Source organism: Cerasibacillus sp. JNUCC 74, assembly GCF_053667775.1.
The window spans coordinates 749,332-773,367 of the sequence record NZ_CM132207.1; the positions used below are offsets into that span (position 1 = coordinate 749,332).

At 35.7% G+C, this 24,036-nt stretch carries 22 protein-coding genes and 1 other annotated feature; of the genes, 19 read left to right on the top strand and 3 right to left on the bottom strand.

The window, feature by feature from the left end:
• Nucleotides 1-866: 866 nt before the first annotated feature.
• The 3 genes from JNUCC74_RS03445 (at nucleotide 867) to JNUCC74_RS03455 (ending at nucleotide 3,039) form a co-directional block, all read left to right on the top strand.
• Nucleotides 867-1,808 (top strand): ketopantoate reductase family protein, encoded by a 942-nt coding sequence (locus tag JNUCC74_RS03445; protein WP_454066910.1) that lies wholly within the window; start codon nucleotides 867-869, stop codon nucleotides 1,806-1,808.
• A 70-nt stretch (nucleotides 1,809-1,878) separates the two neighbouring features.
• On the top strand, nucleotides 1,879-2,043 hold the full coding sequence (ytzI, locus tag JNUCC74_RS03450; RefSeq protein WP_077319455.1) for a YtzI protein: 165 nt from the start codon (nucleotides 1,879-1,881) through the stop codon (nucleotides 2,041-2,043).
• Nucleotides 2,044-2,058: 15 nt separating this feature from the next.
• Nucleotides 2,059-3,039 (top strand): Gfo/Idh/MocA family protein, encoded by a 981-nt coding sequence (locus JNUCC74_RS03455; RefSeq protein WP_454066911.1) that lies wholly within the window; start codon nucleotides 2,059-2,061, stop codon nucleotides 3,037-3,039.
• A gap of 219 nt (nucleotides 3,040-3,258) precedes the next feature.
• Here JNUCC74_RS03455 and JNUCC74_RS03460 read toward each other — a convergent pair whose 3' ends face one another.
• Nucleotides 3,259-3,822 carry a M15 family metallopeptidase gene (locus JNUCC74_RS03460; protein WP_454066912.1) on the bottom strand — a complete coding sequence of 188 codons (564 nt, stop codon included), beginning with the start codon at nucleotides 3,820-3,822 and terminating at the stop codon, nucleotides 3,259-3,261.
• Nucleotides 3,823-4,390: 568 nt separating this feature from the next.
• On the opposite strand from JNUCC74_RS03460, the gene JNUCC74_RS03465 reads away from it, so the two are divergent.
• From JNUCC74_RS03465 to JNUCC74_RS03510, 10 genes are all read left to right on the top strand, one after another.
• On the top strand, nucleotides 4,391-4,648 hold the full coding sequence (locus tag JNUCC74_RS03465) for a glycerol-3-phosphate acyltransferase (protein WP_454066913.1): 258 nt from the start codon (nucleotides 4,391-4,393) through the stop codon (nucleotides 4,646-4,648).
• Nucleotides 4,649-4,650: 2 nt separating this feature from the next.
• The gene (locus JNUCC74_RS03470; RefSeq protein WP_454066914.1) at nucleotides 4,651-4,797 is read left to right on the top strand and encodes a hypothetical protein; all 147 of its coding nucleotides are present in this window, start codon (nucleotides 4,651-4,653) and stop codon (nucleotides 4,795-4,797) included.
• A gap of 336 nt (nucleotides 4,798-5,133) precedes the next feature.
• The gene (locus JNUCC74_RS03475) at nucleotides 5,134-5,619 is read left to right on the top strand and encodes a DUF456 domain-containing protein (protein WP_454066915.1); all 486 of its coding nucleotides are present in this window, start codon (nucleotides 5,134-5,136) and stop codon (nucleotides 5,617-5,619) included.
• A 440-nt stretch (nucleotides 5,620-6,059) separates the two neighbouring features.
• Nucleotides 6,060-6,605, top strand: coding sequence for a cysteine hydrolase family protein (locus JNUCC74_RS03480; protein WP_454066916.1), 546 nt, complete (start codon nucleotides 6,060-6,062; stop codon nucleotides 6,603-6,605).
• Nucleotide 6,606: 1 nt separating this feature from the next.
• Nucleotides 6,607-6,960: a GNAT family N-acetyltransferase gene (locus JNUCC74_RS03485; RefSeq protein WP_454066917.1), complete on the top strand. Its 354-nt coding sequence runs from the start codon at nucleotides 6,607-6,609 to the stop codon at nucleotides 6,958-6,960.
• 284 nt (nucleotides 6,961-7,244) lie between these two features.
• Nucleotides 7,245-7,461, top strand: a binding site (T-box leader).
• 157 nt (nucleotides 7,462-7,618) lie between these two features.
• Nucleotides 7,619-9,058 carry a proline--tRNA ligase gene (gene proS / locus JNUCC74_RS03490; protein WP_077319461.1) on the top strand — a complete coding sequence of 480 codons (1,440 nt, stop codon included), beginning with the start codon at nucleotides 7,619-7,621 and terminating at the stop codon, nucleotides 9,056-9,058.
• A gap of 988 nt (nucleotides 9,059-10,046) precedes the next feature.
• The gene (locus tag JNUCC74_RS03495; protein WP_454066918.1) at nucleotides 10,047-11,210 is read left to right on the top strand and encodes a M20 family metallopeptidase; all 1,164 of its coding nucleotides are present in this window, start codon (nucleotides 10,047-10,049) and stop codon (nucleotides 11,208-11,210) included.
• 27 nt (nucleotides 11,211-11,237) lie between these two features.
• On the top strand, nucleotides 11,238-12,014 hold the full coding sequence (locus tag JNUCC74_RS03500) for a transporter substrate-binding domain-containing protein (RefSeq protein WP_454066919.1): 777 nt from the start codon (nucleotides 11,238-11,240) through the stop codon (nucleotides 12,012-12,014).
• A gap of 236 nt (nucleotides 12,015-12,250) precedes the next feature.
• Complete coding sequence (locus JNUCC74_RS03505) at nucleotides 12,251-12,910, top strand: amino acid ABC transporter permease (RefSeq protein WP_077319464.1); 660 nt, start codon at nucleotides 12,251-12,253, stop codon at nucleotides 12,908-12,910.
• Complete coding sequence (locus tag JNUCC74_RS03510) at nucleotides 12,903-13,625, top strand: amino acid ABC transporter ATP-binding protein (protein ID WP_454066920.1); 723 nt, start codon at nucleotides 12,903-12,905, stop codon at nucleotides 13,623-13,625. The genes JNUCC74_RS03505 and JNUCC74_RS03510 overlap by 8 nt, the downstream gene beginning before the upstream one ends.
• Nucleotides 13,626-13,956: 331 nt before the next feature.
• Here JNUCC74_RS03510 and JNUCC74_RS03515 read toward each other — a convergent pair whose 3' ends face one another.
• The gene (locus tag JNUCC74_RS03515; protein ID WP_454066921.1) at nucleotides 13,957-14,436 is read right to left on the bottom strand and encodes a glutathione peroxidase; all 480 of its coding nucleotides are present in this window, start codon (nucleotides 14,434-14,436) and stop codon (nucleotides 13,957-13,959) included.
• 735 nt (nucleotides 14,437-15,171) lie between these two features.
• Between JNUCC74_RS03515 and JNUCC74_RS03520 the strand changes: the two genes are divergently transcribed.
• Nucleotides 15,172-16,866 carry a methyl-accepting chemotaxis protein gene (locus tag JNUCC74_RS03520; protein ID WP_454066922.1) on the top strand — a complete coding sequence of 565 codons (1,695 nt, stop codon included), beginning with the start codon at nucleotides 15,172-15,174 and terminating at the stop codon, nucleotides 16,864-16,866.
• Nucleotides 16,867-17,018: 152 nt separating this feature from the next.
• Here JNUCC74_RS03520 and trhO read toward each other — a convergent pair whose 3' ends face one another.
• Nucleotides 17,019-17,990 carry an oxygen-dependent tRNA uridine(34) hydroxylase TrhO gene (gene trhO / locus JNUCC74_RS03525; RefSeq protein WP_454066923.1) on the bottom strand — a complete coding sequence of 324 codons (972 nt, stop codon included), beginning with the start codon at nucleotides 17,988-17,990 and terminating at the stop codon, nucleotides 17,019-17,021.
• 1,225 nt (nucleotides 17,991-19,215) lie between these two features.
• Here trhO and JNUCC74_RS03530 point away from each other — a divergent pair.
• The 5 genes from JNUCC74_RS03530 to fabG all read left to right on the top strand — a co-directional run bounded on the left by JNUCC74_RS03530 (nucleotide 19,216) and on the right by fabG (nucleotide 24,020).
• Complete coding sequence (locus JNUCC74_RS03530) at nucleotides 19,216-20,214, top strand: ABC transporter ATP-binding protein (RefSeq protein ID WP_454066924.1); 999 nt, start codon at nucleotides 19,216-19,218, stop codon at nucleotides 20,212-20,214.
• Nucleotides 20,215-20,229: 15 nt separating this feature from the next.
• Nucleotides 20,230-21,480 carry an ABC transporter permease gene (locus JNUCC74_RS03535; RefSeq protein ID WP_454066925.1) on the top strand — a complete coding sequence of 417 codons (1,251 nt, stop codon included), beginning with the start codon at nucleotides 20,230-20,232 and terminating at the stop codon, nucleotides 21,478-21,480.
• 84 nt (nucleotides 21,481-21,564) lie between these two features.
• Nucleotides 21,565-21,981: an acyl-CoA thioesterase gene (locus tag JNUCC74_RS03540; RefSeq protein WP_454066926.1), complete on the top strand. Its 417-nt coding sequence runs from the start codon at nucleotides 21,565-21,567 to the stop codon at nucleotides 21,979-21,981.
• Nucleotides 21,981-22,940 (top strand): ACP S-malonyltransferase, encoded by a 960-nt coding sequence (gene fabD / locus JNUCC74_RS03545; protein WP_454066927.1) that lies wholly within the window; start codon nucleotides 21,981-21,983, stop codon nucleotides 22,938-22,940. The genes JNUCC74_RS03540 and fabD overlap by 1 nt, the downstream gene beginning before the upstream one ends.
• 336 nt (nucleotides 22,941-23,276) lie before the next feature.
• Entirely contained in the window at nucleotides 23,277-24,020 is a 744-nt protein-coding gene (fabG, locus tag JNUCC74_RS03550; protein WP_454066928.1) for a 3-oxoacyl-[acyl-carrier-protein] reductase, read from the top strand.
• Nucleotides 24,021-24,036 lie beyond the last annotated feature (16 nt).

Genomic DNA, 24,036 nt, shown 5'->3' on the forward strand with positions numbered 1-24,036 from the left:
TTTCTGCGCTTTTAGTAGTGAGGCTTATTTTTATTTTTGTGTTTTTGGTATTTATTTATTAACGTGCCGATTATAATAAAAGTAAGCATGACAGCGGGAACCACAAAGAACATAATCACCCATTGATAATATGTAAACGGAAACTAAAAAAGAGTTGTTTGTTCAGTATTTGCCTGTTAAGCGAAGATCAAGTAGTAAAATGCCTTAAAATTCTTGATATGAAAGATTTTCTAAGCTTATTTGAAAGAAAAAGACCTACATTTGAAATAAACAATGTTAACGAGACTATCTTAGATAATTTCAAAAGAAGAGAATGGATAAAGGGTTATAAAAACGAAAGAGTTTTTTTCCGTGCAATCGGTCGTGATAGGTCAGATATTTTAAAAGTGTAGAGGGCTTCTAGTGATAACCAGGTATGTATTAGGAGCACAATAACATGTATTACCCGAAGTTGGTGTTGTTCCTAAAAGAGTCACACAGGAAAACTGTGTAGCTTTTTTTGTTCCTGCTTTGTTCCTTTTTAGCTTCAATATGTATTTTATATAGCCTGTGATCCAGACATGCCACCATTGAAAGAACTCGTTCAACCGGTCCAGAAGTTTTCTATCCAGGCGCAGCGAGCGTACATCTTTTGTCCGAATCGGCGATGCGCGTTGTCTACATATAGTGGATAAGAAGACGGTACCATGAGCCGGAAAATGGATACGAAACAATCGAAAGTACGACGGTGTAGATATTGCAGCGGAAGAGGGTTCGCATTTGACTCTATTGTCGTGCCGGGATAACTGAACATATCTAATCATTTCGTAATGAATAGTGGACGACAATGGATGGTTTACAGTATCATTCAAGTCAGGGGGAAAAATATGCATATTGTTGTGTTAGGGGCAGGTGCCCTGGGAAGTTATTTTGGACTGCGTTTACAAGAAGCTGGAGCAAATGTTACATTTTTAGTAAGAAAAACAAGAAGCGAACATTTAAAGCGATATGGTTTAGCAATTCATAGTACACAAGGAGACTTTCACGCTGAACAGCTGCATGTAGAAACAGATCCAGTTAATATTAAGCGTCCTGATATATTGTTGGTAAGTGTAAAAGGTTACCATTTAGCAGGAGCCATGGATCAAATACGAACAATTGCCGATAAAGGCGCCTATGTATTACCAGTGTTAAATGGGATCGAACATTTAGAGGTGTTGCAGAAGGAAATCGGCAAAAAAAAGGTGTTAGGCGGCTTGTCCTTTATTATCGCTACGTTAAATAAACAAGGTCATGTAGAACATACAAGTGACTTTCATAAGCTTATTTTTGGACCATTGCATCCAGATCAAGCGGAAGTCTGCTCCCGTTTAGAAAAGCTAACTAATAAAGCTAACGTAACAGGTAGAAATACGGATAATATCCTTTATGAGCTGTGGAAAAAGTATATGTTTATTACTGCTTTTTCCGGAATTACGACGGCGGTCAGATTGCCAATTGGGAAAATTAGAGAGAGTGAAGAAACGTTTCACATTGCCAAAAGAATCTTGAAAGAGATGAAATTATTAGCTAACGTATATAATGTAAACATTACCGATAAGGATGTAGCAGAAGCAATCGAAAACATGCAACAGTTTAATGCAGAAGCTACTTCATCGATGCACCAAGACTTACGAAAGAAACTGCCACTCGAATTGGAACATTTACACGGAGGAGCTATTCGACTAGGAAAGGCAAAACAGCTTGATTTAGTATATACGAAAATTATTTATGGCCTAATAAAACCATTTGAAAATTTAAATGAACGTGTTTGTTCAACACGACAATAGATTGACCTAAGAAATTCGATGCATCATTTTTATTAAACTTTTGAACATCTAATTAAAGTGAGGTATAGTTATGTCAACATCGATGATTATAGTGATTATTTCCATCATCGTAGTGATACTGGTTCTTGCCCTATCATTAGTAACAATTGGAAAAGGGTATGCGCATGAACATAAGGTTGATCCATTGCCAGGAGAAAAGGCAGACAGCAGCAATGAAAATAATGCAGATATGTAAAGAGGAGAGTGCAAAGTGAAGTTCTCTACAATTGGTACAAGTTGGATTACAGAAGCTTTTATTGAAGCAGCAACATTATCTGAAGTAGCACAATTGGATTCCGTTTATTCACGGAGACAAGAAACGGCGCAAGACTTTGCCCAAAAGCACGGTGGGAAAACGGCATATACCGATATACAGCAAATGCTGGAAGAAGCTAATAGCGATTTTGTATATGTTGCTTCACCAAATATACTGCATCCCGAACATATAAAGTTGTGTATTCAAAACGGTAAACATGTTTTTTGCGAAAAGCCAATGGTCTATACCGAAAAGCAGTGGGAAGAAATAAGTCAACTGGCTCAAAAAAATCATGTGTTTGTTTTTGAGGGCTTTCGACACTTATTTTCACCTAATTATTATACGTTAAAAGAGCAAACAGCTAATATTGGGAAGATTCGAAGTGCGATGCTTCAATATGCAAAATATTCTTCCAGATATGATAAGTATAAGGAAGGTGAAGAACCGAATGTGTTTTCACCAAACTTTGCCGGTGGGGCGTTAATGGATCTTGGAGTATATCCATTAAGTATGGCGATTGACCTATTTGGGACACCAAAAGAAAGCCGATATTTTCCAGTTCTATTATCAAACGGAATTGATGGAAGCGGAACGATCATACTTACATATGATGACTTTATGGTTACGATCCTATGTTCTAAAATAACGAGTGCGTTTTTACCATCGGAAATTCATGGGGAGGACGGCACTTTGATAATGGATGAAATTGCACCTATTTCTGAACTGCAATTATATGACAGAAAGACGGATAAGACGAGTCAGCTGGGTCAGAAGCAATATGAAGTCGATATGGTCTATGAGATTAAAGCATTTGTTCAGATGGTACAGGAACAAAATTGGGATCAGCATGACGCCTATTTAGAACGAAGCAGGTTAGTTGTTAGGTTAACAGAAAAAATGAGAAAGGAAATCGGCCTCCGTTTTCCCGGAGAATAAAATAATAGTACAGTACGACATGTAAGGTAGTAAAATGATCCTCCCGATTACGAATTAAGTTATCGGGAGGATCATTGGGTGATTTAAACTGAAAGGAATACGTTAATTGAATTTGTAAAATGTTAGATCAACCAATCATCTTACTTATCTAAGTGAAGTCTAGTAATATACGTTTCTTTTAATTAGGATAAATATTTTTAGCATACTTTACTCATCCTATTATTTTGCTTGAGCTTTAACAGAACGAGCCCCGCTTTTCAATTCATCAATACTTAAGCCAAAAGTCATTTGAAAGTGAGGGTAATCTTTAAAGCCATTCCAGTCTCCTCCCCATTCAAATCCTAATTCTTTAGCAATTTCTACTACTTCCAACCAGTCTGATTGATTATTCCCATTACCATCATAGCTCGTATCCCAGATAACTTGTCCCTGTTCATTCTCTAAGGCAAAATCGATAGCCAATCCATAATTATGAAAGGATTCTCCACCCTTTGCATTCGTAATAATCGCGCCATCATTTCCTCTTCCACGTTTATATAATTTATTTTGTTCTTCAATCGTTCGCAGTGCCTCTGTAATGATGACTTGGATATTTTTTTCCGCTGCTAGTTGAATTAACTTATCCTTATTTTCTTCAACGACGGGATGCAGTTCGGTCGGCATCACCGCTTTTTTATGTTGTTTATTTGGATGTTCATTTCTATCATTATACAAAACAAATAAAATAATAAGTCCTATAAAAATAATCAACCAAGGAAGCATGGCTTTTTTAAAGTTTTTCATGTTGTGTATACACCTCGAGAATAAAGCATAGTTATTTTAAAAATAACAAACAAAGCTACCATTTATCTCGCATCTTAGTGTCGCAAGATTTCTGATTTAAGTATTATAGAGAACACGTAGCACCTAAATAATTGTTTTATTCAGGTCGATAGGACAGAAAAAACTTCATAACAACACACCGCGATTTTTTCAAGAATAATGGTAAGTTGACAGCGATACATCACAATTTTTCAAAAATGTCTCGAATAGCTACCTATCAGTGAATATGAAGGAAGCTCCGCGGAATATAGTTTCACTTTATAATAATATCATGATGTTCATTTCATTTTTAAGTTATTAGAACAAAAGCTAGTAGCGCTAAGTTATTCACTCCTGATTTCTGATACTATAAATATACACATCGAATGACTTTCGCTGTTAACAATTAATCGATTCTTTACATGGAAAAATGGATTTGTATATTTTTTAATCATTTTTAACAGCTGCTAGAAACTCTCTGTATGATAGGAAGAATTTTCATTGATTAATGCACTTGTTTCTATTATCGGCTATTTAGCTGGATGCTTACATGGTTCTCAACTTGAAAGTATGTGTAGATATTAAAAATAGTGTTGTTAAAAATACAAGAGTTTCAAATACGGCAATTTTACTTCGCTGGAAATATGGAATATTCGTTGCCTTGATTGATATATTTAAAGCGACTTTTGTTATTTTAATAGAGCTATATATTATAAATGAGTATGGAATTAGTGGTAAAGAGCAGACACTGCTCATCTATATTACGGTATTGTTTATTATTTTAGGTCGGGTCATAATTATCCGATAACGATGAAATTTAGCGAAGGAAAAGGAACGGCATCTCTTGTTGGTGTTTTACTCGCTGTTATTGGAAAATTGCTCTTATCAGTATTGGAATTCCCTCCTATTTTTTCCATTGCAACTGATTATTTAGTTATTGGTGTGTTATTTATGTAACCTTCATTCTTAGTGACAAGCTTTATTCCCCATGTAACAGGCAGTAAGACTTGCCATGCTCCGAGGTGAAATCTAGGAGGATGAGCGGAGGGTCGAACTATTAATAAATGCTTAATTCAGTTTATTCTGGCAATGGGTTGTGGATAAAAGAAAATCCCTACTGATTGAAGATTCCCTTTATATTCTTTGGATCAGAGCCAACATCTATCGTTATTATTTTCTTATTCATTTTAAGTATAGCGAAACATATAGAGAATTATAAACGTATAATAATGAAACAGGAAACAAAACTATCAAGGATGTTCCGTAAAATTTAATTCATTGGAGGCAACAAACATGGTTGAAATACTTATTTGGATTCTCATTATTGCTTTATTTATTTTAAGCTTTGTCGGAATAATTTTCCCGATTATTCCTTCTGTTCTTGTGATTTGGGGTGGATTTCTTCTTTATCAATTTGCCATTAATGGTAATGAATTAACGATGACCTTCTGGATTGCCATGGGAATTTTTACGGTTATTCTGATTGGTGCAGATGTGATTGCTAACAGTTATTTTGTTAAGAGATACGGAGGGAGTAAGTGGGGAGAGCGGGGAGCTGCTATTGCCGTAATAGTTGGCTCGTTTATGGTACCGCCGTTTGGAATTATTATCATTCCGTTTTTAACGGTGTTTATTATTGAACTACTGCAAAAGCGAACGTCACAAGAGGCATTTCATGCATCCATTGGCTCGTTACTTGGCTTTCTTGGAGGAGCAGTGGCAAAAGTAGTCATCCAATTAATTATGATTGTTTGGTTCTTTATTACCATTCTATTTTAATTTTTAGTAATATGGCTAACAAGGTATGCCATTTCTTTCCTTTTAGAACAAGTCGGTTTATTCCTTTACTTATTAAAGGAATCCTTCAAATTTGATAGGACTTTTCCCGAGTTTATGGATCTGTTGTTCTCTTTGTACCTCTCCTTCTTTAGTTATTTTCCATGTATACACGTGTTTCTTTCTAGTTGAGTGATAGGAGGAATGGTATAGAAAACAAAGCTTCGACGTTCGCAAATTAGACACCTATAAAGTAGTCCACAATTCGTTCTCGGATGCTTAGCCATCTTATTGTTAATAAAAAATAGCAACTTTTCCATTCCCTGATTTTCTTCTCTAGTTGATGTACAATTTGGAGATTACGATGGCCTAATGGCAATAAATATGTAAGCACATTATAATGGATGTATAATCAAACAATGTAGAAAGGTGGCTGAAGTGGATTGCGTGCTTTATTAAATGTTGATTACACGATTGATTTTGTCGCTAAAGATGGAAAATTGACCTGCGGGATTCCTGGACAAGCTATTGAAGACAAAGTTGTTTCGCTTACAAAAGAATTCATTGAGAATGGCGACTTTGTCATATTTGCTATTGATGCTCATCAAGAAAACGATCAATTCCATCCTGAAGCTAATTTATTTCCTCCGCATAATATCGTTGGCACAACAGGAAAGGATTTATACGGAAAATTGAAAGAAGTGTATGAGACTCACAAGTCGGATGCAAATGTGTATTATTTCGATAAAACAAGGTATAGTGCATTTGCCGGTACGGACTTGGAAATTAAACTACGGGAACGAGGCATTACAGAGGTTCATATTATCGGTGTTTGTACAGATATTTGTGTTTTGCATACGGCTATTGATGCCTACAACAAAGGATTTGACATTGTTATTCATAAAGATGCTGTAGCGAGCTTTAATCAAGCTGGACATGATTGGGCTCTTGAGCATTTTACCAATACCTTAGGAGCCAAAGTTATCTAAGATGGATGTTTTAATTCGAAAAGCAACATTGGCAGATAGAGAAGAAGTATTAACCATATTGAAAAACGCAGCCCAGTGGATTCAGAAACAAGGGATTAACCAGTGGGCTTATCTTTTATCTGGGAAAGAGGATGATGCCATTGAAACTGATATACGCACTGGCATAACCTATATGGTTGAATTAGATAAGGAAGCCGTTGCAACGTTTAGCCTTTCTTCTGAGCAAAATGAATGGGACAGGCGTTTATGGGGAAAGCTAGAAGATCATGCATTTTATTTGCATCGTTTAGCAGTACATCGCGACCATGGAGGCAAACAAATTGGTGAAAAAGTATTAAACTGTATTAGTAAATAAGCAGCAAAAATTGGAGCAGTCATACGATTAGATTGCGTCAGCGATAATCCTCGCTTGAATGACTTTTACCAAAAAATGGTTTTACCTTTTTGCACTATAGGAAAGTATAAAACTTTATGGTTTATAGTACAAGAAAAACGATAGCTTTCACCATAAATGCTTGGCGACAAGCCAAGTTTTTCTAACGAGTTGCGGGTGAGGGGGAAGATCGCTTTGCTTTGTATGAAAAGCCCTTACCAAGATCTTGACTTTCTGTATATCAAGCTATATAGTGAAATTACATCGTTGAAGCATGGATGGAGACTAGTATAATGAAGCCGTCTTTTCCAGAGAGGAAATGGTTGCTGCAAATTTCCAAAGACGATCATTAGAACCTACTCCGGAGTTCGCTATTAAAAGGCCCAACAGCTGTAAGATAGCGCGGATCATTCCGTTACCAATGAGAGAGTGTGCAATCATTGATTGCAAACAAGGGTGGTACCACCTACCTCGGTCCCTTATCGGATGGAGGATTTTTTTAATGGTTATGAAATTATATTTGCCTCTGCGTGGTGGGTATGAAAGTGTATCGTCCGGCTTAAGCGCTCAACGGTTAGTTAACAAAAGCTTTCAAAACAAATATAAAAGAATAATTTAATGAATAAAGAGGTGTGGCGTTTTGGGTAAGAAAAATAAGCAATTTGTAGAAAAGATTACTGCAATGGAAGATGATTTTGCGCAGTGGTATACGGATGTTGTAAAGCAAGCTGAGTTGGTTGATTATGGCCAAGTTCGTGGCACAATGATCATTAGACCGTATGGATTTGCCATTTGGGAAAATATTCGTGATCTGCTGGATAAGAAATTTAAAGATACAGGCCATAAAAATGTTGCTTTTCCACTATTTATTCCTGAGAGTTTACTACAAAAGGAAAAGGACCATGTAGAAGGCTTTGCGCCAGAAGTAGCCTGGGTTACTCACGGTGGAGATGAAGAATTAGTCGAACGCCTTGCCATTCGTCCTACGTCAGAAGTATTGTTCTGTGATTACTATTCCAAAAACATTCATTCTTATCGTGATTTACCGAAGCTTTACAACCAATGGGCCAATGTAGTTCGCTGGGAAAAAACAACCCGACCATTTTTACGTTCATCCGAATTCCACTGGCAAGAAGGCCATACTGCCCATGCAACAGATGAGGAAGCTTCGCAAGAAACGGAGCGCATGCTGGAAGTTTATGCAGATGTCGTAGAAAAACATTTAGCAATTCCAGTACTTAAGGGAAGAAAAACAGATAAGGAAAAATTTGCTGGTGCGAAGTATACATTAACGATTGAAAGTCTCATGCATGATGGTAAAGCATTGCAATCCGCTACCTCTCATCATTTCGGATCTGGTTTTGCAGAAGCATTTGATATTACGTATTTAGATGAAAATGGGGATAGTCAGTATGTGCACCAGACTTCATGGGGGCTTTCTACAAGAATCATGGGAGCTTTGATTATGGTGCATGGTGACAATCGTGGCTTAGTCATCCCGCCAAGGATTGCACCAACCCAAGCAATGATTGTTCCGATTGCTCAGCATAAAGAAGGCGTATTGGATCGTGCATATGAACTACGCGATCAGTTACAGCAACTTGTTCGTGTAGATATGGATGCCAGTGATAAAATGCCTGGCTGGAAGTTTAATGAATATGAAATGAAAGGTATCCCAGTACGAATTGAAATGGGACCTAAAGATATTGAAAAGGAACAAGTTGTCCTTGTTCGCCGTGATACTGGAGAGAAGGAATTTGTTGCTTTAGCAGAACTTGCTTCTCGCTTGCCGGCTTTATTAGAGGAAATCCAAGAAAATTTATATAATAAAGCGAAACAGCATCTGGAAGAAAAAACAAGTGTAGCAACAAATATGGAGGAATTTGCTTCTATCTTAGAAGAAAAAGCAGGATTTATTAAAGCAATGTGGTGTGGCGATGTAGCATGTGAAGAAAAAATTAAAGAAGAAACATTGGCAACATCTCGCTGTATACCATTTGAACAGGAAAAAGTAGCTGATACTTGTGTTTGCTGTGGTAAAGAAGCAAAGCAATTAGTATATTGGGCAAAAGCATATTAAATGCAAAGACAAGATAAAATGAACCTTCATTCAGTAGGAGTTTTCTTCCATCTCCTACTGAATGTTAGTACCACAAGGGTATGACCTAAAGGCCCTTGAACGAATCGGGCATTTAGGTGCCGTTTTCTCCCACTTAGACCTTTTGTATCAACTCAAGCTTTTGAAGTGGGAGTCTTACGGCACCTTACATGCGGGATAAAAAAGAGGGTGTTCCCTCTTTTTTTGTACCTTAAAAAAGCAATGTCGACCTCGCTCATGCAATTAGGCAAGTTCGTTACCTGGCTTAAATTAAATGTAATCCTATAATGAATGAAAAAGATAATCCAGATAATTATAGACATCCACTGGATAAACGTTATGAATTTTACTTTTCATAAAATAAAATGACTTTATATAGAAAGGTATCACGTAATTGGTTAAAATACTTTTTTATCCCGCAACTGGCTGTAAGACCTCCCCTTCATGCCACGAGGTGAAATCTAGGAGAAACAGCATGAGACTCAACTGCAATTCAAATACACGATTCTGTCATTCAAACAATCAGTTGGCAATAAAAGAAAATCCTACTGATTGAAGATTCACTTTATCTTGTAGAAAGTGTCAAAAATGGAATTAAAGCGGACAAAAAACTTAACTGTTTCTAAAAAGACGATGTATTGAATTTCAGAAGGGCTTTGTTCTTTCAACTGGATACTACAAAACTTCCGTTGTTTTCTTTAATTTGCTTCCAACAAGTAGAATAAGATACTTCTATAATTCCTTTGTAGTTATACTTCCTTTATTCATTTTCGGTTGCATTCATTAATTAAAGATGCAGTTCATAAAATTCTACACTATCTCTACCCAAAGCTTCCAACCTTATAACTTCCGCAGCACTCTATTTCTTAAAAATAATTAATAAAAATCAATTTTTTATTGAATAATGATACAATTAGTGTTATAAATATACATACAGATTAATAAATAACCAGTTGGGAAGGCGAAGCAAATGGACAGTTTAAAAGAAGAATTGATTAAAATTCATAACAAATTATGTAAGATTAGCGATCATTTATATGAACATCCAGAATTAGGTGATCAAGAGTATCAATCCATGAAACTTTTAGTTGATTTTCTAATAGATCATCAATTTAATGTTACAACAGGTATTGCTGGAAGGGAAACAGCATTTAAAGCTACTTTTGAAAGTGGGAAACCTGGACCAGTAATTGCGTATTTAGCTGAATATGATGCATTACCGGGTGTTGGCCACGGTTGTGGACATAATTTAATCGGAACCATGAGTGTAGGTGCTGGCGTTATATTAAGTAAACAGTTAACTAAAATTGGTGGAAGTGTAGTGGTGTTAGGAACGCCAGCAGAAGAGACAAATGGTGCTAAAGTACCAATGAGTGAACAAGGGGTTTTTGATTCTATTGATCTAGCAATGATTGTGCATCCAGCAGATCAATCTTATGAAAGTGGCGAATCCTTGGCTATGGATGCCATTCAATTTGCTTACTTTGGAAAAACCGCCCACGCTGCCGCAGCACCCGAACAAGGAATTAATGCTTTAGATAGCGTTATTCAATTATTTAATGGTATCAACGCGTTACGCGAACATGTACCTTCAGATGTTCGAATTCACGGTGTCATCTCAGAAGGTGGAAAAGCTGCTAATGTTGTTCCTGATCGAGCAGTTGCACAATTTTATGTACGAGCAAAAGAACGTAAAGTATTAGAGGAGATTGTAGCTAAGGTGAAAAACATTGCAGAAGGTGCAGCCATGATGACAGGGGCAACATTGGAGATTTCCAATTATGAATTAAGCTATGACAATATGGTTACGAATCAAGCATTATCCAAAACATTTACGAAGCATTTGCAACAAATAACCAAAAAACCAGTACTGCCAGCTAGGCAAAGCTACGGATCGATTGATATGGGAAATGTGAGTCATGTTGTTCCGGCGATTCATCCATATATCGGGTTTGATCAACCAGGGTTAACTGCCCATACAAAGGAATTTGCAGATATGACCATTACCGAAACAGGACATCAAGTTATCGCAGATGGAGCGTTGGCACTAGCAGAGACAGGTTATGAAGTAGTTACAACTCCTGCTCTCTTCACAGCAGTTAAAGAAGAGTTTAAAAAGAACAACCTTGAATAAAACATGAAAACATTGGAGTGATAGATAATGAAGAAATTAATGGGTATGATCCTTATTCTTATCGTGATGGCAAGTGTTATTGCCGGGTGCGGAGAAAGTAAAGATAAAGCTTCAGGTTCGTCGGGTAAAGAAGATAAAAAAGTACTGAAAATGGCAACATCAGCTGACTTTCCGCCGTTTGAATCCCGAGATCCAGAAGGCAATTTTAAAGGATTTGACATTGAGTTGGGACAAATGATTGCGGATGAATTAGGTTATAAGTTAGAAATCGAGGACATGCAATTTGATGGTTTGATTGGGGCACTACAGGCAAAGCGAGTAGACATGGTTATGGCAGGAATGAGTGCAACAAAAGAACGCAAAAAGAATGCGGAATTTTCAACAGAATATCACCGTTCGGGAGAAAGTTTTTTAGTAGAAGCGGATTCTAATATTAACTCTATCGAAGACTTAAAAGGGAAGACAGTTGGCGTGCAGCTAGGGACAATTCAAGAAGAAGGTGCAGAAAAACTTGCAAAGGAATATGACTTCGAAATAAAAAAGGTCGATAAGGCAGGTCTTCTCGTTCAAGAATTGAATTCAAATCGTATTGATGTTGGCTATATGGATAAAACAGTTGCAGATGGCTATGCCAAGGAACAAGATTTGAAAGTTTTTGCTGACCCAACTGAAAGCTCACCTGGAATGGGGATTGCCTTTCCAAAAGGGAGCGATTTAGTAGCTGATGTCAATAAAGTACTCGCTAAATTTGAAAAAGATGGAATATTAAAAGAATTAGAAGATAAATGGGTAAATAAAAAATAATAAGTCAGATTATGGTTTATTAAAAATATGAAAACTGTAAGGCAACATTGATTTGGAAGCCGTTAGTAATTTGCGCTGTCGATGAGTTTGAACTTTTGATAAATGTTTTAGCAAACTTCATATGAGTTGCAGAATGAAGTGAGGTATTCGGTACGGTTCTTTTACTGCTTTGACTGTATGTTTAAGAAATTTTCAGCTTTAGAACGAATACAGAGAGAAAAGTGAGGTGTTAAGGCATGAATTTGGATTTCAGCCAAATCGTGCCTTATATTCCTTTTATTATAGAGGGAATAGGGGCTACTTTAAAATTTGTCATTGTTTCAATTGTAATTGGATTTATTTTAGGTACATTGTTATCCTTATGTAAAATTACGAAGCTGCCATTATTAAAATGGTTTGCAGATGCATATACATCCATATTTCGCGGAACGCCGCTGATTTTACAATTAATGATTATCTATTATGCTGTTCCACAGTTAACAGGCTATGATATATCTGCATTTTTATCTGCAGTTCTTGCTTTTGGACTAAATTCAGCAGCATATGTTTCTGAAATTATTCGTGGTGGAATTTTAGCCGTAGACAAAGGGCAAACCGAAGCCGCAGAAGCATTAGGTATTCCATATAAACCGATGATGCTTCATATTATTCTTCCACAAGCATTTAAAAATATATTACCGGCTATGATGAATGAGTTTATTACTTTAACTAAAGAATCAGCGCTAGTATCGACAATCGGTTATTTAGATTTAATGCGGAGGGCACAAGTAGTTGGTGCAGATTTATATCGAAATTTTGAACCATTATTAGTTGCCGGATTAATTTATTGGAGCATGGTTTATATTTTAACTCAAGCTGGCAGAGTACTAGAACGGAGGCTGCGTCAAAGTGATTAAAGCAGAAAATATAACGAAAATGTTCGGAAAAAATACCGTACTAAACAATATTTCTACAACGATCAAGCAAGGAGAAGTTGTTGCGATTATTGGCCCATCTGGTTCTGGTAAGTCGACTTTCTTACGTTGTTTAAATTTATTGGAAACACCAACTAAAGGGAAGATTTGGTTAAAAGATCAAGAATTAACCAAACCAAAAATAAATAAGCTAGAAGTGCGAAAGAATATCGGAATGGTCTTTCAACATTTTCACTTATTTCCTCATATGACCGTAATCGATAATGTCTCCTATGCACCACAAAGAGTAAAAAGCATTGCCAAAGAGGAAGCACACCAACAGGCACGACAATTATTGGCAAAGGTTGGTTTAACAGATAAGGAAAACGCATATCCTAGCCGTCTATCAGGCGGGCAAAAGCAACGGGTCGCGATTGCCAGAGCATTAGCTATGGAGCCGGAAATAATGCTATTTGACGAACCGACTTCAGCATTAGACCCGGAAATGGTTAAAGAAGTACTGGACGTCATTCAAGATTTGGCTCATTCAGGGATAACCATGGTAATTGTCACCCATGAGATGAATTTTGCCAAGGAAGTAGCAGATCGTATTTTGTTTTTAGATGATGGAAAATTAATTGAAGAAGCAGAACCCCAAACATTTTTCAACGAACCGGCTACAGCGCGCGCCAAAGATTTTCTGGATAAAGTTTTATAGAGACAGCATAGTAAGAAAAATAATCCCGGATCATTTGAAAAAAGATTCGGGATTATTTATTTTGACTCTATTAAATTGTAATTCAGATAAATGAACGCAGAAATAGTTCCAAATTCGGAAGGGAACGCTCCAAAGTCGAAACAGAGCGTCATCAATTCAAGAGAGAACACTTCGAGGTTGAAACAAAACATCGCCAAGTCGAGAGAACACTTCAAAGTTAAACAGAACGTCATCAAGCCAAGAGAGAACGCTCCGAGGTTGAAACAAAACATCGCCAAGTCGAGAGAGAACGCTTCAAAGTTAAACAGAACGTCATCAGTCGAAACACAAACTATGCTTTTAGCACTGCTTCAATGTCCTTTTTTATTTGTTCAGGTTTTGTCTGGGGGGCGTAGCGATTAATTACTCTTCCTTGTTTATTAACTAAAAATTTTGTAAAATTCCATTTAATATGTTTCGTAAACATACCCTTTGCTTGTTCTGTAAGATACTTAAATAAGGGATGAGCATTTTCTCCTTTTACTTCCACCTTACTAAACATAGGAAATGTAACATCATAATTAATCTGGCAAAATTGTGTTATTTCTTTATCAGATCCTGGATTTTGATTGTTGAATTGATTACAAGGAAAACCAAGAACGTAAAAGCCCTTGTCTTTATACGTATCATATAATTGCTGTAATCCTTTAAATTGGGGAGTAAAACCACATTTACTTGCTGTATTTACAATTAGTAGAACCTTACCTTTGTAATCTGCTAATGATTTTTTGTTACCATCGATTGAAGTTACTTGAAAATCGTAAACAGACATGAGTGATCCCTCCTTTTTGAAAAGGATAGCAACCGGAGTAACAGCTGTCAAAAACCTTGTTTGAAAAAATGGTTGAAAAAAGTGAGGTATGAATAATGATTGATCGTTGTATGTAGGAAGGTATATAAAAACAAATAGAGTAATCGTTTACATCGTTTGCCTGAAAAATGAACCATAAATAAGGTGAACAAATATTATTAAATATGAATGAAACAAAACTAGCATAAAAAGACATATTAACTGAAACATAACTGGCTGGCTCGTATCTCCTCCCTTAAAAAGAAAGTTTTATTATCCCTCCCCGTTCATAGTATAAATTTATCATATCAACTACGCCTACAGTTTTCATTGTAGAAAACAGACAAAAAACACATTGGATTTTGATCAAATTATAATAAGAGAGAACATTTTTGGACCATTTATGAGGTAAATGTGACAAATTTCCTAAATAAGGAATGCTACTTGTCGATAGAATGTCGTCATTATTGTATATTTAGTATAGGTATTAGTTGAAAAAAGTAGGTAAAAAGACTATGATGTTGGTACTAACTGGCTGGTAATGCGATGAAAATTTAAAATAATAAGGTCAATAGTCCTGTTTTCAGTTTCCTGTTTAATATTTAATTACTAGATTGGCTTGGTCATATTCTTAAAAAGTCCAAGTTTTTCCACCTGCAATAAAATTCATTCTAACTATTTGAGCAAAAAACTCCATGAAGAAAGGAACCAATAAACATGATTAAAAATTTGAAAATCGTAAAGAAACTTTCCCTACTCGTTATTTTAGCTGTTTTATTACTAGTTACCATATTTGCTTTCAGTTTTAAGTATTTACATGACATGGAAGAAAACTCAAAAATAATGTATGAAGATTACTTGATCTCAATTGATAAGCTTGGAAAGATGCAAAAAAATAATTTTAAGATTGATGCCTCTGCAATGGAAGCAATGAGGACGGATGACCAAGAAAAATATGATGCCTTGATAAAAAATATTGATAAATTAGTAAATGAAAACTTAAATCTGGAGTCAAAAGAACTTTTTCCAAAAGAAATCATCGATATGGATTCCTATTATGAACTTATCGATGTTTATATTAAAGGAAGAACAACTGCTCTTGAAATGGCAAAAAAAGATCAGAAAAAGGCATATGAATATTATTTAGAACATGTTACAAGTAAACGGGCTGAATTAGATAAAGTAATGACTGATATCCAACAATACTTTTCCGATAAAGCAAATGAAATCAACATTAAAAATAAGAATAATTTACAAAAAGCTACAGTTACCTTTTTTGGAATAGCTGCTGCCGGTATTGTTATTTTTGTTATTATTAGCCTATTAATCGTAAAAGCTATTGTAAAACCAATTAAACAGATCCAACGTCTCATGGCAGAAGTAGAACATGGTAAGTTAACAACAGGAGAATATCAAGCTGATGATGAACTAGGCCAATTATTTAAATCCTATAATAGTATGATTAAGGCAATTGAAGATATTATCTGGTCTACACAAGAAGCTTCTGAAAATGTTGTGTCTTCTTCCGAACAGTTAACCGCCAGTGCTCAGCAAAATACCCAAGCCTCTGAGCATATTGCTTCAACCATACAGGAACTAGCAGCAGGATCAATGAATCAATTGAATAATATTGAAGAAACAGCTAGCACGCTGAATACTATGATTACCAGCTTTGAAAAGATCGCAAATAATGCTACCGTTATCTCAGATAACGCTAAAGAATCTGCTAATATGTCGGTTCAAGGGAAAGAATCAATTGAAGAAGTTACCAAACAAATGAAAATAATTAATCATAATGTAATTGGGCTAGGTAAAACGATTAAAAACTTAAGCCAGAGTTTATCAGAAATAGGCACGATTAATAAAGCTATTACGGATATCGCTGGACAAACGAATTTGTTATCTCTAAATGCAGCAATAGAGGCAGCAAGAGCTGGAGTCCATGGTGAAGGTTTCTCCGTTGTCGCTGAAGAGGTAAGAAAGCTTGCAGAACAATCCAGTCAATCAGCTGAACAGATAACAAGGCTGATTGAGACGATACAAAGTGATACAAATGAAACGGTAGAGTCGATGGATTCCACGAAGCAAGTTGTTAATTTAGGTACATCGGTTGTCCATGATGCGGGGCAAATATTTGAAAAAATAGAATATGCCATATCTGATATCGTAAATCAATTTAGCCATATTAGCGAAGATATTAACAGCTTGTCTTCAGGTGTATCAAAAGTTCAGCAATCTGTAGAAGGTATTAAATCAGTAGCTGAGCAAGCAGCTGATAGAACACAAAATGTATCGGCAGCAACCGAAGAACAGCTTGCATCCATGGAGGAAATTGAAACTTCTTCTGAAAATTTGGCAAAGATCTCAGAAGATCTTCAACAATTAGTGAATAAATTTGATTCAAAGGATTAATTTTGGAGTCTCTCACCATGTACTATGTATCACTTACATCCACTTGGGAAAAGAGTTACCTTTAAAAGTGGGTTGAATTTGAAATGAATAGAAATGGGGCTTGTTTTCTAAGTCATTATCGACTTAAAAACAAGCCCCATTTTATAAAAAAGTTATGCTTTCATTGTTAAACGTTCACCTATCGCTTCAAGTCGGGCCTCTACTTCTTCTTTTGTAAGTCCATGTTCTTTTACATAAAGGTTACGAGGGCTTACTCGACACTCATGTGTGCAGCCGCGTAAATATTTATGTTCATTCTCCTCGGAGCAGAGAATTTGTTTATTACATTCTGGGTTTGCACAGTTTACATAGCGCTCACATGGTTTACCATCAAAATAATCTACGCCAACAATTACATGTTCTTTTTGATTTACTGGTACTGAAATGCGTTCATCAAAAACATAGCATTTTCCATCCCATAATTCTCCTTGTACTTCCGGATCTTTACCATATGTGACAATACCACCATGTAATTGATTAACGTCTTCAAAGCCTTCTTTGCGTAACCAACCGGAGAATTTTTCACAGCGGATACCACCTGTACAATAGGTTAAAATTTTCTTACCTTTAAATTCATCCTTATGCTCGCGAATCCAACTAGGAAGTTCACGAAACGCCCGAATGTCAGGACGGACCGCACCACGAAAATGTCCTAAATCGTATTCATAATCATTACGTGCATCAATCACAACGGTATCCTCATCTTGCATAGCTTCATAAAATTCTTTTGGTGACAAGTAGTTACCTGTTGTTTTGTTTGGATTAATATCATTTTCTAAGCGCAATGTTACTAGCTCTTTGCGAGGGCGAACATGCATTTTTTTGAAAGCATGGCCATCATGTTCATCAATTTTGAAAACCATATCTGCAAATCGAGGATCTTGATGCATCGTATCCATGTAGGTTTTTGTTTGTTCTTTTGTACCGGAAACTGTTCCATTGATACCCTCATGGGCTACTAGAATTCTTCCTTTTAACCCCAAGTCTTTACAAAATTTAAGATGTTCAGCTGCATATCCTTCCGGGTCTTCAATGTGAACATACTTATAATACAATAAAACCTCATAATTTTTATTGCTTTCCATGTTGTTTACCACCTATCATTTATATTTGCAAGATACAAATGTATGGTAGTCGTTATTCATTTTTTTCTATCTTGCAATTGTACATTGTAGCACTTTTTTTAGACAGATTCTAGTTTGTGAAATTTTGTACAAAAGGTTTATCATAGTCTATTCGAGTGCTTAACGTGTGAGCAATCCATTAATTGCTCGAATTAAAAAAACTCAGTTATGTATTCCTGAGCGAACTTTATATGAATTTTAAAAATAAGAAAAGGTATAGATCGGGTGAACGCTTAAAGAACATGGAAATGAATAAAGTCTGTCTGCAGACCTCGCGAATGGAGTTTGGATAAGCTCACTTATTTGGTAAAATATTGACAAACTACTACAAGTAATATATATTATTTTAAAGGTATTTTTTACTATAAATGGGTATTATTGATATCTGCTACGTAGTATTTATTTCCTATGTAATAATTAGCTAAAGGTTAAATTTTATTTTTTTATATAATTATCTATCTTTTCTTGAAATAGCTATCATTGATTAAAAAGTATATCAATTTTTCTTTGCTAATCCCATGCATTAATTCGCTAACAAAAAGTATAGACCTTGGCAACTAGATAATAAGCTAGGCTTAGTTAGTAATATCCCCAAAATTAAACTACCAAGGAGGAGCCAAAATGAACCTTTAGATTGATATTGCAAAGAAAAAGATGAGAGTGCGTCCATGATGATCGAGGCTTTGGGTTCGGAAAAACTGGTCTTTAAAATCCGATATGTGGCTTTCAACAATTTTTGAATTGGAATGACATATCCAATTTCTTCATTAGCTCTCCGTTCCTTGGAAAAGAAAACCCCTTTCCTTTGTGAGAAAGGTTTGAGAGGAAGCTATACTTATGCCCATGTATTTACTAAAGAACCTTCTACTAAAAGCGATCACGGCCCTAAAAGCAACGTAGAAGTTAGTACTGAACAAGCGTGCCACTCGAAATTTCGTCGACTCGAACTTCTTGATCCTTTATACCTCCTTTGACCACTTCTCCTAAATCAAGGGTACATGTTTTGAAGTTTAAGTATATGCACAAATGCCTATTCAAGTTTTTTCGTTTAATCAATGCCGAACTTTGGTGTAATTTAAAAGAAATTTTCGGAAAAAAAGAAGTTGTAGAATTATTTGGTAATTTTAAAGTAATTTTTTAGGTTGGAGTATTTACAAAAATATTTATTAAGGGGGGGAATACGTTTGTGGGAGAATTTGTAGAAAATATAAATGAGTATACGGAAAGAATTTCTAATAGAGAATTATTGAAAAAAGTAATTTCTGTCAGTGGATTGTCAAAATCTTTTGGATCATATAAAGCTGTTAAAAATGTAAACTTAGATGTTTTTAAAGGTGAAGTATTAGGGTTACTTGGACCAAATGGTGCTGGTAAAACAACGCTGATTTCCATGCTTTCAGGAGTTTTAAAACCTGACAGTGGTTCGGCTATTATTGCAGGATATGATGTGAAAAAAGATATGAAACATATAAAAGAGAAAGTGAGTTTAGTACCTCAAGATTTGGCATTATATATGGAGCTAACTGGTTATGATAACCTTTCTTTTTTGGCTAACCTTTACGGTTTAAAAGGGACAGTTAAGAAAGAACGGATTTATGAAGCACTAGATATTGCACAACTCCATGATGTTGCAAAAAAGAAGGTAGGATCCTATTCAGGTGGTATGAAACGTCGGTTGAATTTGGCTGGAGGATTGCTAAATCAACCAGAAGTTATCTTCTTGGATGAGCCTACAGTAGGGGTAGACCCGCAGTCTCGTAATCATATCTTTAATTCTATAAAGCATTTGGTACATGAACTAAACATGAGTGTAATTTATACAACTCATTATATGGAAGAGGCTGAAGCCTTATGTAATAGGGTAGCAATTTATGATCAAGGTGAGATTTTAGATGTGGACTATACATCAGCTTTAATAAATAAACATGGCGAAAAACAACTGGAGATTCAAGTTAATACTATGGAACATACGGTTATCGAGAAAATTCAAAATGTTCCTAATGTAGATCTCGTTAATCTAGTCAATAGTACTATTTATATTCAATCTTCTAATATAGTAGAAGTTACAGAAAGAGTGTTAAGGATAATCAGGCAAGAAGGTATCAAAGTAGGTAAGTTTAATGTTAGGGAGTCAAATCTTGAAGATGTCTTTCTTAAGCTTACCGGTAAAAAGTTACGCGATTAGAAAGGAGGATTGAATATGAAAATATGGCATATAGCAGCTAAGGATTTACATATATTCTTGCGTGATATTCCTGGACTTGCATATTTAATTATGACACCAATAATTGTTATTGCAATTGCTAGTTTTGCGTTGTCAGGAATGTTTACGGAAGGTGAGGTTGAGCAATTTTCAGTTCCAATTGTAGTGAATGATGAGGGAGAGGCGACCAATGATCTACTAGATGTTTTACAAGATACTCAGGCATTGAAATTAGTAAAGACCTATAAGAATTCCAAAGGTGAGAAACAACCTATGACTATAAAAAAGGCAAAGCGTATGTTAACTGAAACAAAAGCGGCAATTGTTATACCGGAGGGGTTCTCTAAAAAAGTGGAAGAAGGGGATTATGCTGAAGTTACTGTTATAGCTGATCCAGTTGATAAAGTTATTCCTGGTGTAGTAACAGATGTTGTCTCTCAATATACATCTAAATTATCCATGGGACAAGTGTCTAATAAAGTTGCAATTACAGTACTGCAAAGCTCAGTATCTAAAATTGAACAAATGCATGGGGTAAAAGTTGATCCATCCGAAGAGATCAATTTTATCAAAGAAAAAAGTCAGGAGTATGTCAACAACCCACCAATAACAGTTAATGTAGAAAATGCGGAATTGGATAAAGGAGTGCGAAAGGCTACACCTTTTGAATCCAACGTACCTGGATATGCGGTGATGTTTGTATTATTAGGGACCGCAACCGCTGCTACAAGTTTGTTAGATGAGCGTGATCGTGGAACATTACGAAAACTGCAAAGCCTTCCAATATCTAGATTGTCCATCTTGAGTGGAAAAATGTTATCCAATTTCTTAACCGCATTATTTCAAATGTTTGTCTTATTCACTGTTGGCCATTTTGCGTTTGGAATGTGGTTGGGTAACTCAATTCTAGGATTAATTATCTTAATAGTTGCCACTGCGTTTGCAGCTACAGGGCTTGCAATGATCATTGCTTCATTATGTAAAACGCGTGCTCAAGCCAATGGAGTATCTTTATTAATCGTCTTATCAATGTCTGCGTTAGGAGGGTCATGGTGGCCTTTATACATTGTACCTGAATGGTTACAGAAAGTGGCTCATGTGACACTAACTGCCTGGTCAATGGGTGGTTTTAATAACTTGCTAATTTACGGAGAAGGGTTGAATTCAATACTTTTACCCGTTACGGTTTTATTTAGTATGGGAGTTGCATTCCTCTTATTGTCTGTTCGACTGTTTAGGTTTAACTAAAGGGAACTGGTACCTTTATGTCAGTAGGATTCTAAAGCATGTTAATTTATCCAAGAAACAAGGAAGAGAGGGACTAGAGACTATATGAAGTGGGTTAAAAGTGATGAAATCCCAGTGCGTTATGTAGAATGTGATCCTATGGGTGTTGTTCATCACTCCAACTACCTTTCTTGGTTTGAAGTTGGAAGAGTTGAATACGCCAAACAAGCTAGGATTAATTTTAGTAAAACAACGGAACAAATTTATCTTCCCGTGGTGAATATTGAATGTAAATACAAAGAATCTGCTAAATTTGAAGATACTGTAATAGTTGAAACTGCATTAAAGAAACCAACGAAGGCTTATTTAGAATTCGAATACCGCGTGGTTCGGAAACATGGAAGAAAACTGTTGGCAAAAGGCAGTTCTGAACATGCATTAACAACAACAGATGGTAAGTTAATTCTAAAGTTACCAGACGACATTAAACAAAAAATTGATAATTTTTTAGAGGGTGAATAATGAATATATCGTTTCTATTTCCAGGACAAGGTTCGCAGCATGTTGGGATGAGTAAAGACTACTATAATCGGTATAAAGATATTTATATTAATATATTCGAAAAAGCAAAACAATCTTTGGGGTTTGATTTGAAGCTAATTTGTTTCTCAGGACCGAATGATCGATTAACAGCGACAGAGGTTGCCCAACCAGCTATTTTAACAGCTAGTGTAGGGGTTTATCTTTTATTAATGGAACAAGGAATTCAACCTAATTATGTAGCGGGGCATAGTGTTGGTCAATTTGCTGCATTAGTTGCGGCAGGGGCGTTAACATATTCCGATGCGTTAAAAATAGTACATAAACGTGGTCAGTGTATGAGAGCCGTTAAGCAAAGTGGAAAGATGGTTGCTGTTGTTGGATCTAAAGAAGAACAGATAGAGTGTATTATAAATCAATCGTATGAAGCAGAAGTAGATATTGCAGGGTATAATTCTCCCTTACAAGTAGTATTTTCCGGTGCTGCTAAAAATATTGAATTATTTTACGAACAGGTGGAACAAATACCTGGTGTGAGAGCAAAACTTCTCAACGTGAGCCAAGGTTTCCATTCTCGTTTAATGAAGGATATGGAAGAAGAATTTATGGATTATGTCAGTAAATTTAATATCTCTAATGCCAAGATCCCTGTTATTTTAAATTGTAGTGCTAAAGTAACGAAAGATTGTACAGAAATCATGGAAGACATTCGCCTTCAGTGTACAAATGCAGTTTTATGGAAGCAAACTGTACAAAATCTTGTAGACTTAAAAACTGAAAAATTTATAGAAGTTGGAGCTAGCAAAACATTAACGGGTTTTATGCGGTCATATGATCACAATGTTCCAACATATTCTACAGAATCAGTTATGGCTATGAAAAAGATGTTGAAAAAACATGAAAAAGATTTACTTAAAAAGGATGTTCAAAAAATCCTGTAAAAATACACATTACGTTTCAGCGTTGCTTGTTTCTGCGATCCGTGAATTCTACGGGGAAATGGGTTTCGAGAAAGCTGTTCTGTGTTCATATATTTATCTGGTATGTAAAGTGAAGTAGACTTCCACTTAGTTATAGAGAGATTACGAAGAAGTCAAAGAGGGAGATAACGGCAGTTAAATGCCCAATTGTTCGGCAGTCAAGTAGGGGTTGAAGGAAAAGTCTTACTGAATGAAGTTTCACTTTATGTTTATAACACAGTGTTACTTTGAAACTATACTATATTTAACCTCTTTTGGATACGCACTAAGCATGATTTTTAAAGGTAGGTGATTATCTTGTTTTGTGGAGATGAAATTGCAATTGTAACGGGTGCATCTAAAGGTATCGGGAAAGCCATTGCTATAGATTTAGCCAAGAGTGGGATAACAACAATTTTAACTTATGTTAGTAGTAAGAAGAAAATGGATGAAACGCTTTTAGAGATAGAAACATTTGGTGGAAAAGCCGTGGCTTTTAAAATGGATGTATCAGATGAAAAGCAGGTTAAGCAATTGTTTAAAGATGTAAAAAAACAATTTAGAAGATTAGATATTCTGGTGAATAATAGCGGAATAACAAAGGATGGTTTTCTTCCATTAATGAGTAGCGCGAAATGGGATGATGTTGTAAATATTAATTTGCGCGGTACTTTCCTATGTTCAAGGGAAGCAGTTAAGCAAATGATGATTAATAAAAAAGGTGTCATTATTAATATTGCTTCCACAAGTGGTATCTCAGGTGTGAGGGGCCAAGTCAATTATTCAGCTTCTAAAGGAGGTATTATTTCCTTTACTAAAAGTCTTGCACTCGAAGTTGCCGAACATAATATTCGCGCAAATGTAGTAGCACCAGGGTTTATTGAAACAGATATGACAAAAGGTATGGATCAAGCAACATTATCAAAAATGATGGAACGAATTCCATTAAAACGTATGGGGAAACCTGAAGATGTTGCCGGTGTGGTTTCGTTTTTGTGTTCCGAACGAGCAGCTTATATTACAGGAAAAGTCCATATCATTGATGGTGGATTAATAACATGATATCTATATATTACTT

Excerpts from the sequence above, each read along its gene's own strand:
- JNUCC74_RS03445 (WP_454066910.1), top strand. The coding sequence starts at position 867 with ATGCATATTGTTGTGTTAGGGGCAGGTGCCCTGGGAAGTTATTTTGGA.
- ytzI (WP_077319455.1), top strand. The coding sequence starts at position 1,879 with ATGTCAACATCGATGATTATAGTGATTATTTCCATCATCGTAGTGATA.
- JNUCC74_RS03460 (WP_454066912.1), bottom strand. The coding sequence starts at position 3,822 with ATGAAAAACTTTAAAAAAGCCATGCTTCCTTGGTTGATTATTTTTATA.
- JNUCC74_RS03465 (WP_454066913.1), top strand. The coding sequence starts at position 4,391 with ATGGTTCTCAACTTGAAAGTATGTGTAGATATTAAAAATAGTGTTGTT.
- JNUCC74_RS03470 (WP_454066914.1), top strand. The coding sequence starts at position 4,651 with ATGAAATTTAGCGAAGGAAAAGGAACGGCATCTCTTGTTGGTGTTTTA.
- JNUCC74_RS03475 (WP_454066915.1), top strand. The coding sequence starts at position 5,134 with ATGGTTGAAATACTTATTTGGATTCTCATTATTGCTTTATTTATTTTA.
- JNUCC74_RS03485 (WP_454066917.1), top strand. The coding sequence starts at position 6,607 with ATGGATGTTTTAATTCGAAAAGCAACATTGGCAGATAGAGAAGAAGTA.
- JNUCC74_RS03495 (WP_454066918.1), top strand. The coding sequence starts at position 10,047 with ATGGACAGTTTAAAAGAAGAATTGATTAAAATTCATAACAAATTATGT.
- JNUCC74_RS03500 (WP_454066919.1), top strand. The coding sequence starts at position 11,238 with ATGAAGAAATTAATGGGTATGATCCTTATTCTTATCGTGATGGCAAGT.
- JNUCC74_RS03505 (WP_077319464.1), top strand. The coding sequence starts at position 12,251 with ATGAATTTGGATTTCAGCCAAATCGTGCCTTATATTCCTTTTATTATA.
- JNUCC74_RS03515 (WP_454066921.1), bottom strand. The coding sequence starts at position 14,436 with ATGTCTGTTTACGATTTTCAAGTAACTTCAATCGATGGTAACAAAAAA.
- JNUCC74_RS03520 (WP_454066922.1), top strand. The coding sequence starts at position 15,172 with ATGATTAAAAATTTGAAAATCGTAAAGAAACTTTCCCTACTCGTTATT.
- trhO (WP_454066923.1), bottom strand. The coding sequence starts at position 17,990 with ATGGAAAGCAATAAAAATTATGAGGTTTTATTGTATTATAAGTATGTT.
- JNUCC74_RS03535 (WP_454066925.1), top strand. The coding sequence starts at position 20,230 with ATGAAAATATGGCATATAGCAGCTAAGGATTTACATATATTCTTGCGT.
- JNUCC74_RS03540 (WP_454066926.1), top strand. The coding sequence starts at position 21,565 with ATGAAGTGGGTTAAAAGTGATGAAATCCCAGTGCGTTATGTAGAATGT.
- fabD (WP_454066927.1), top strand. The coding sequence starts at position 21,981 with ATGAATATATCGTTTCTATTTCCAGGACAAGGTTCGCAGCATGTTGGG.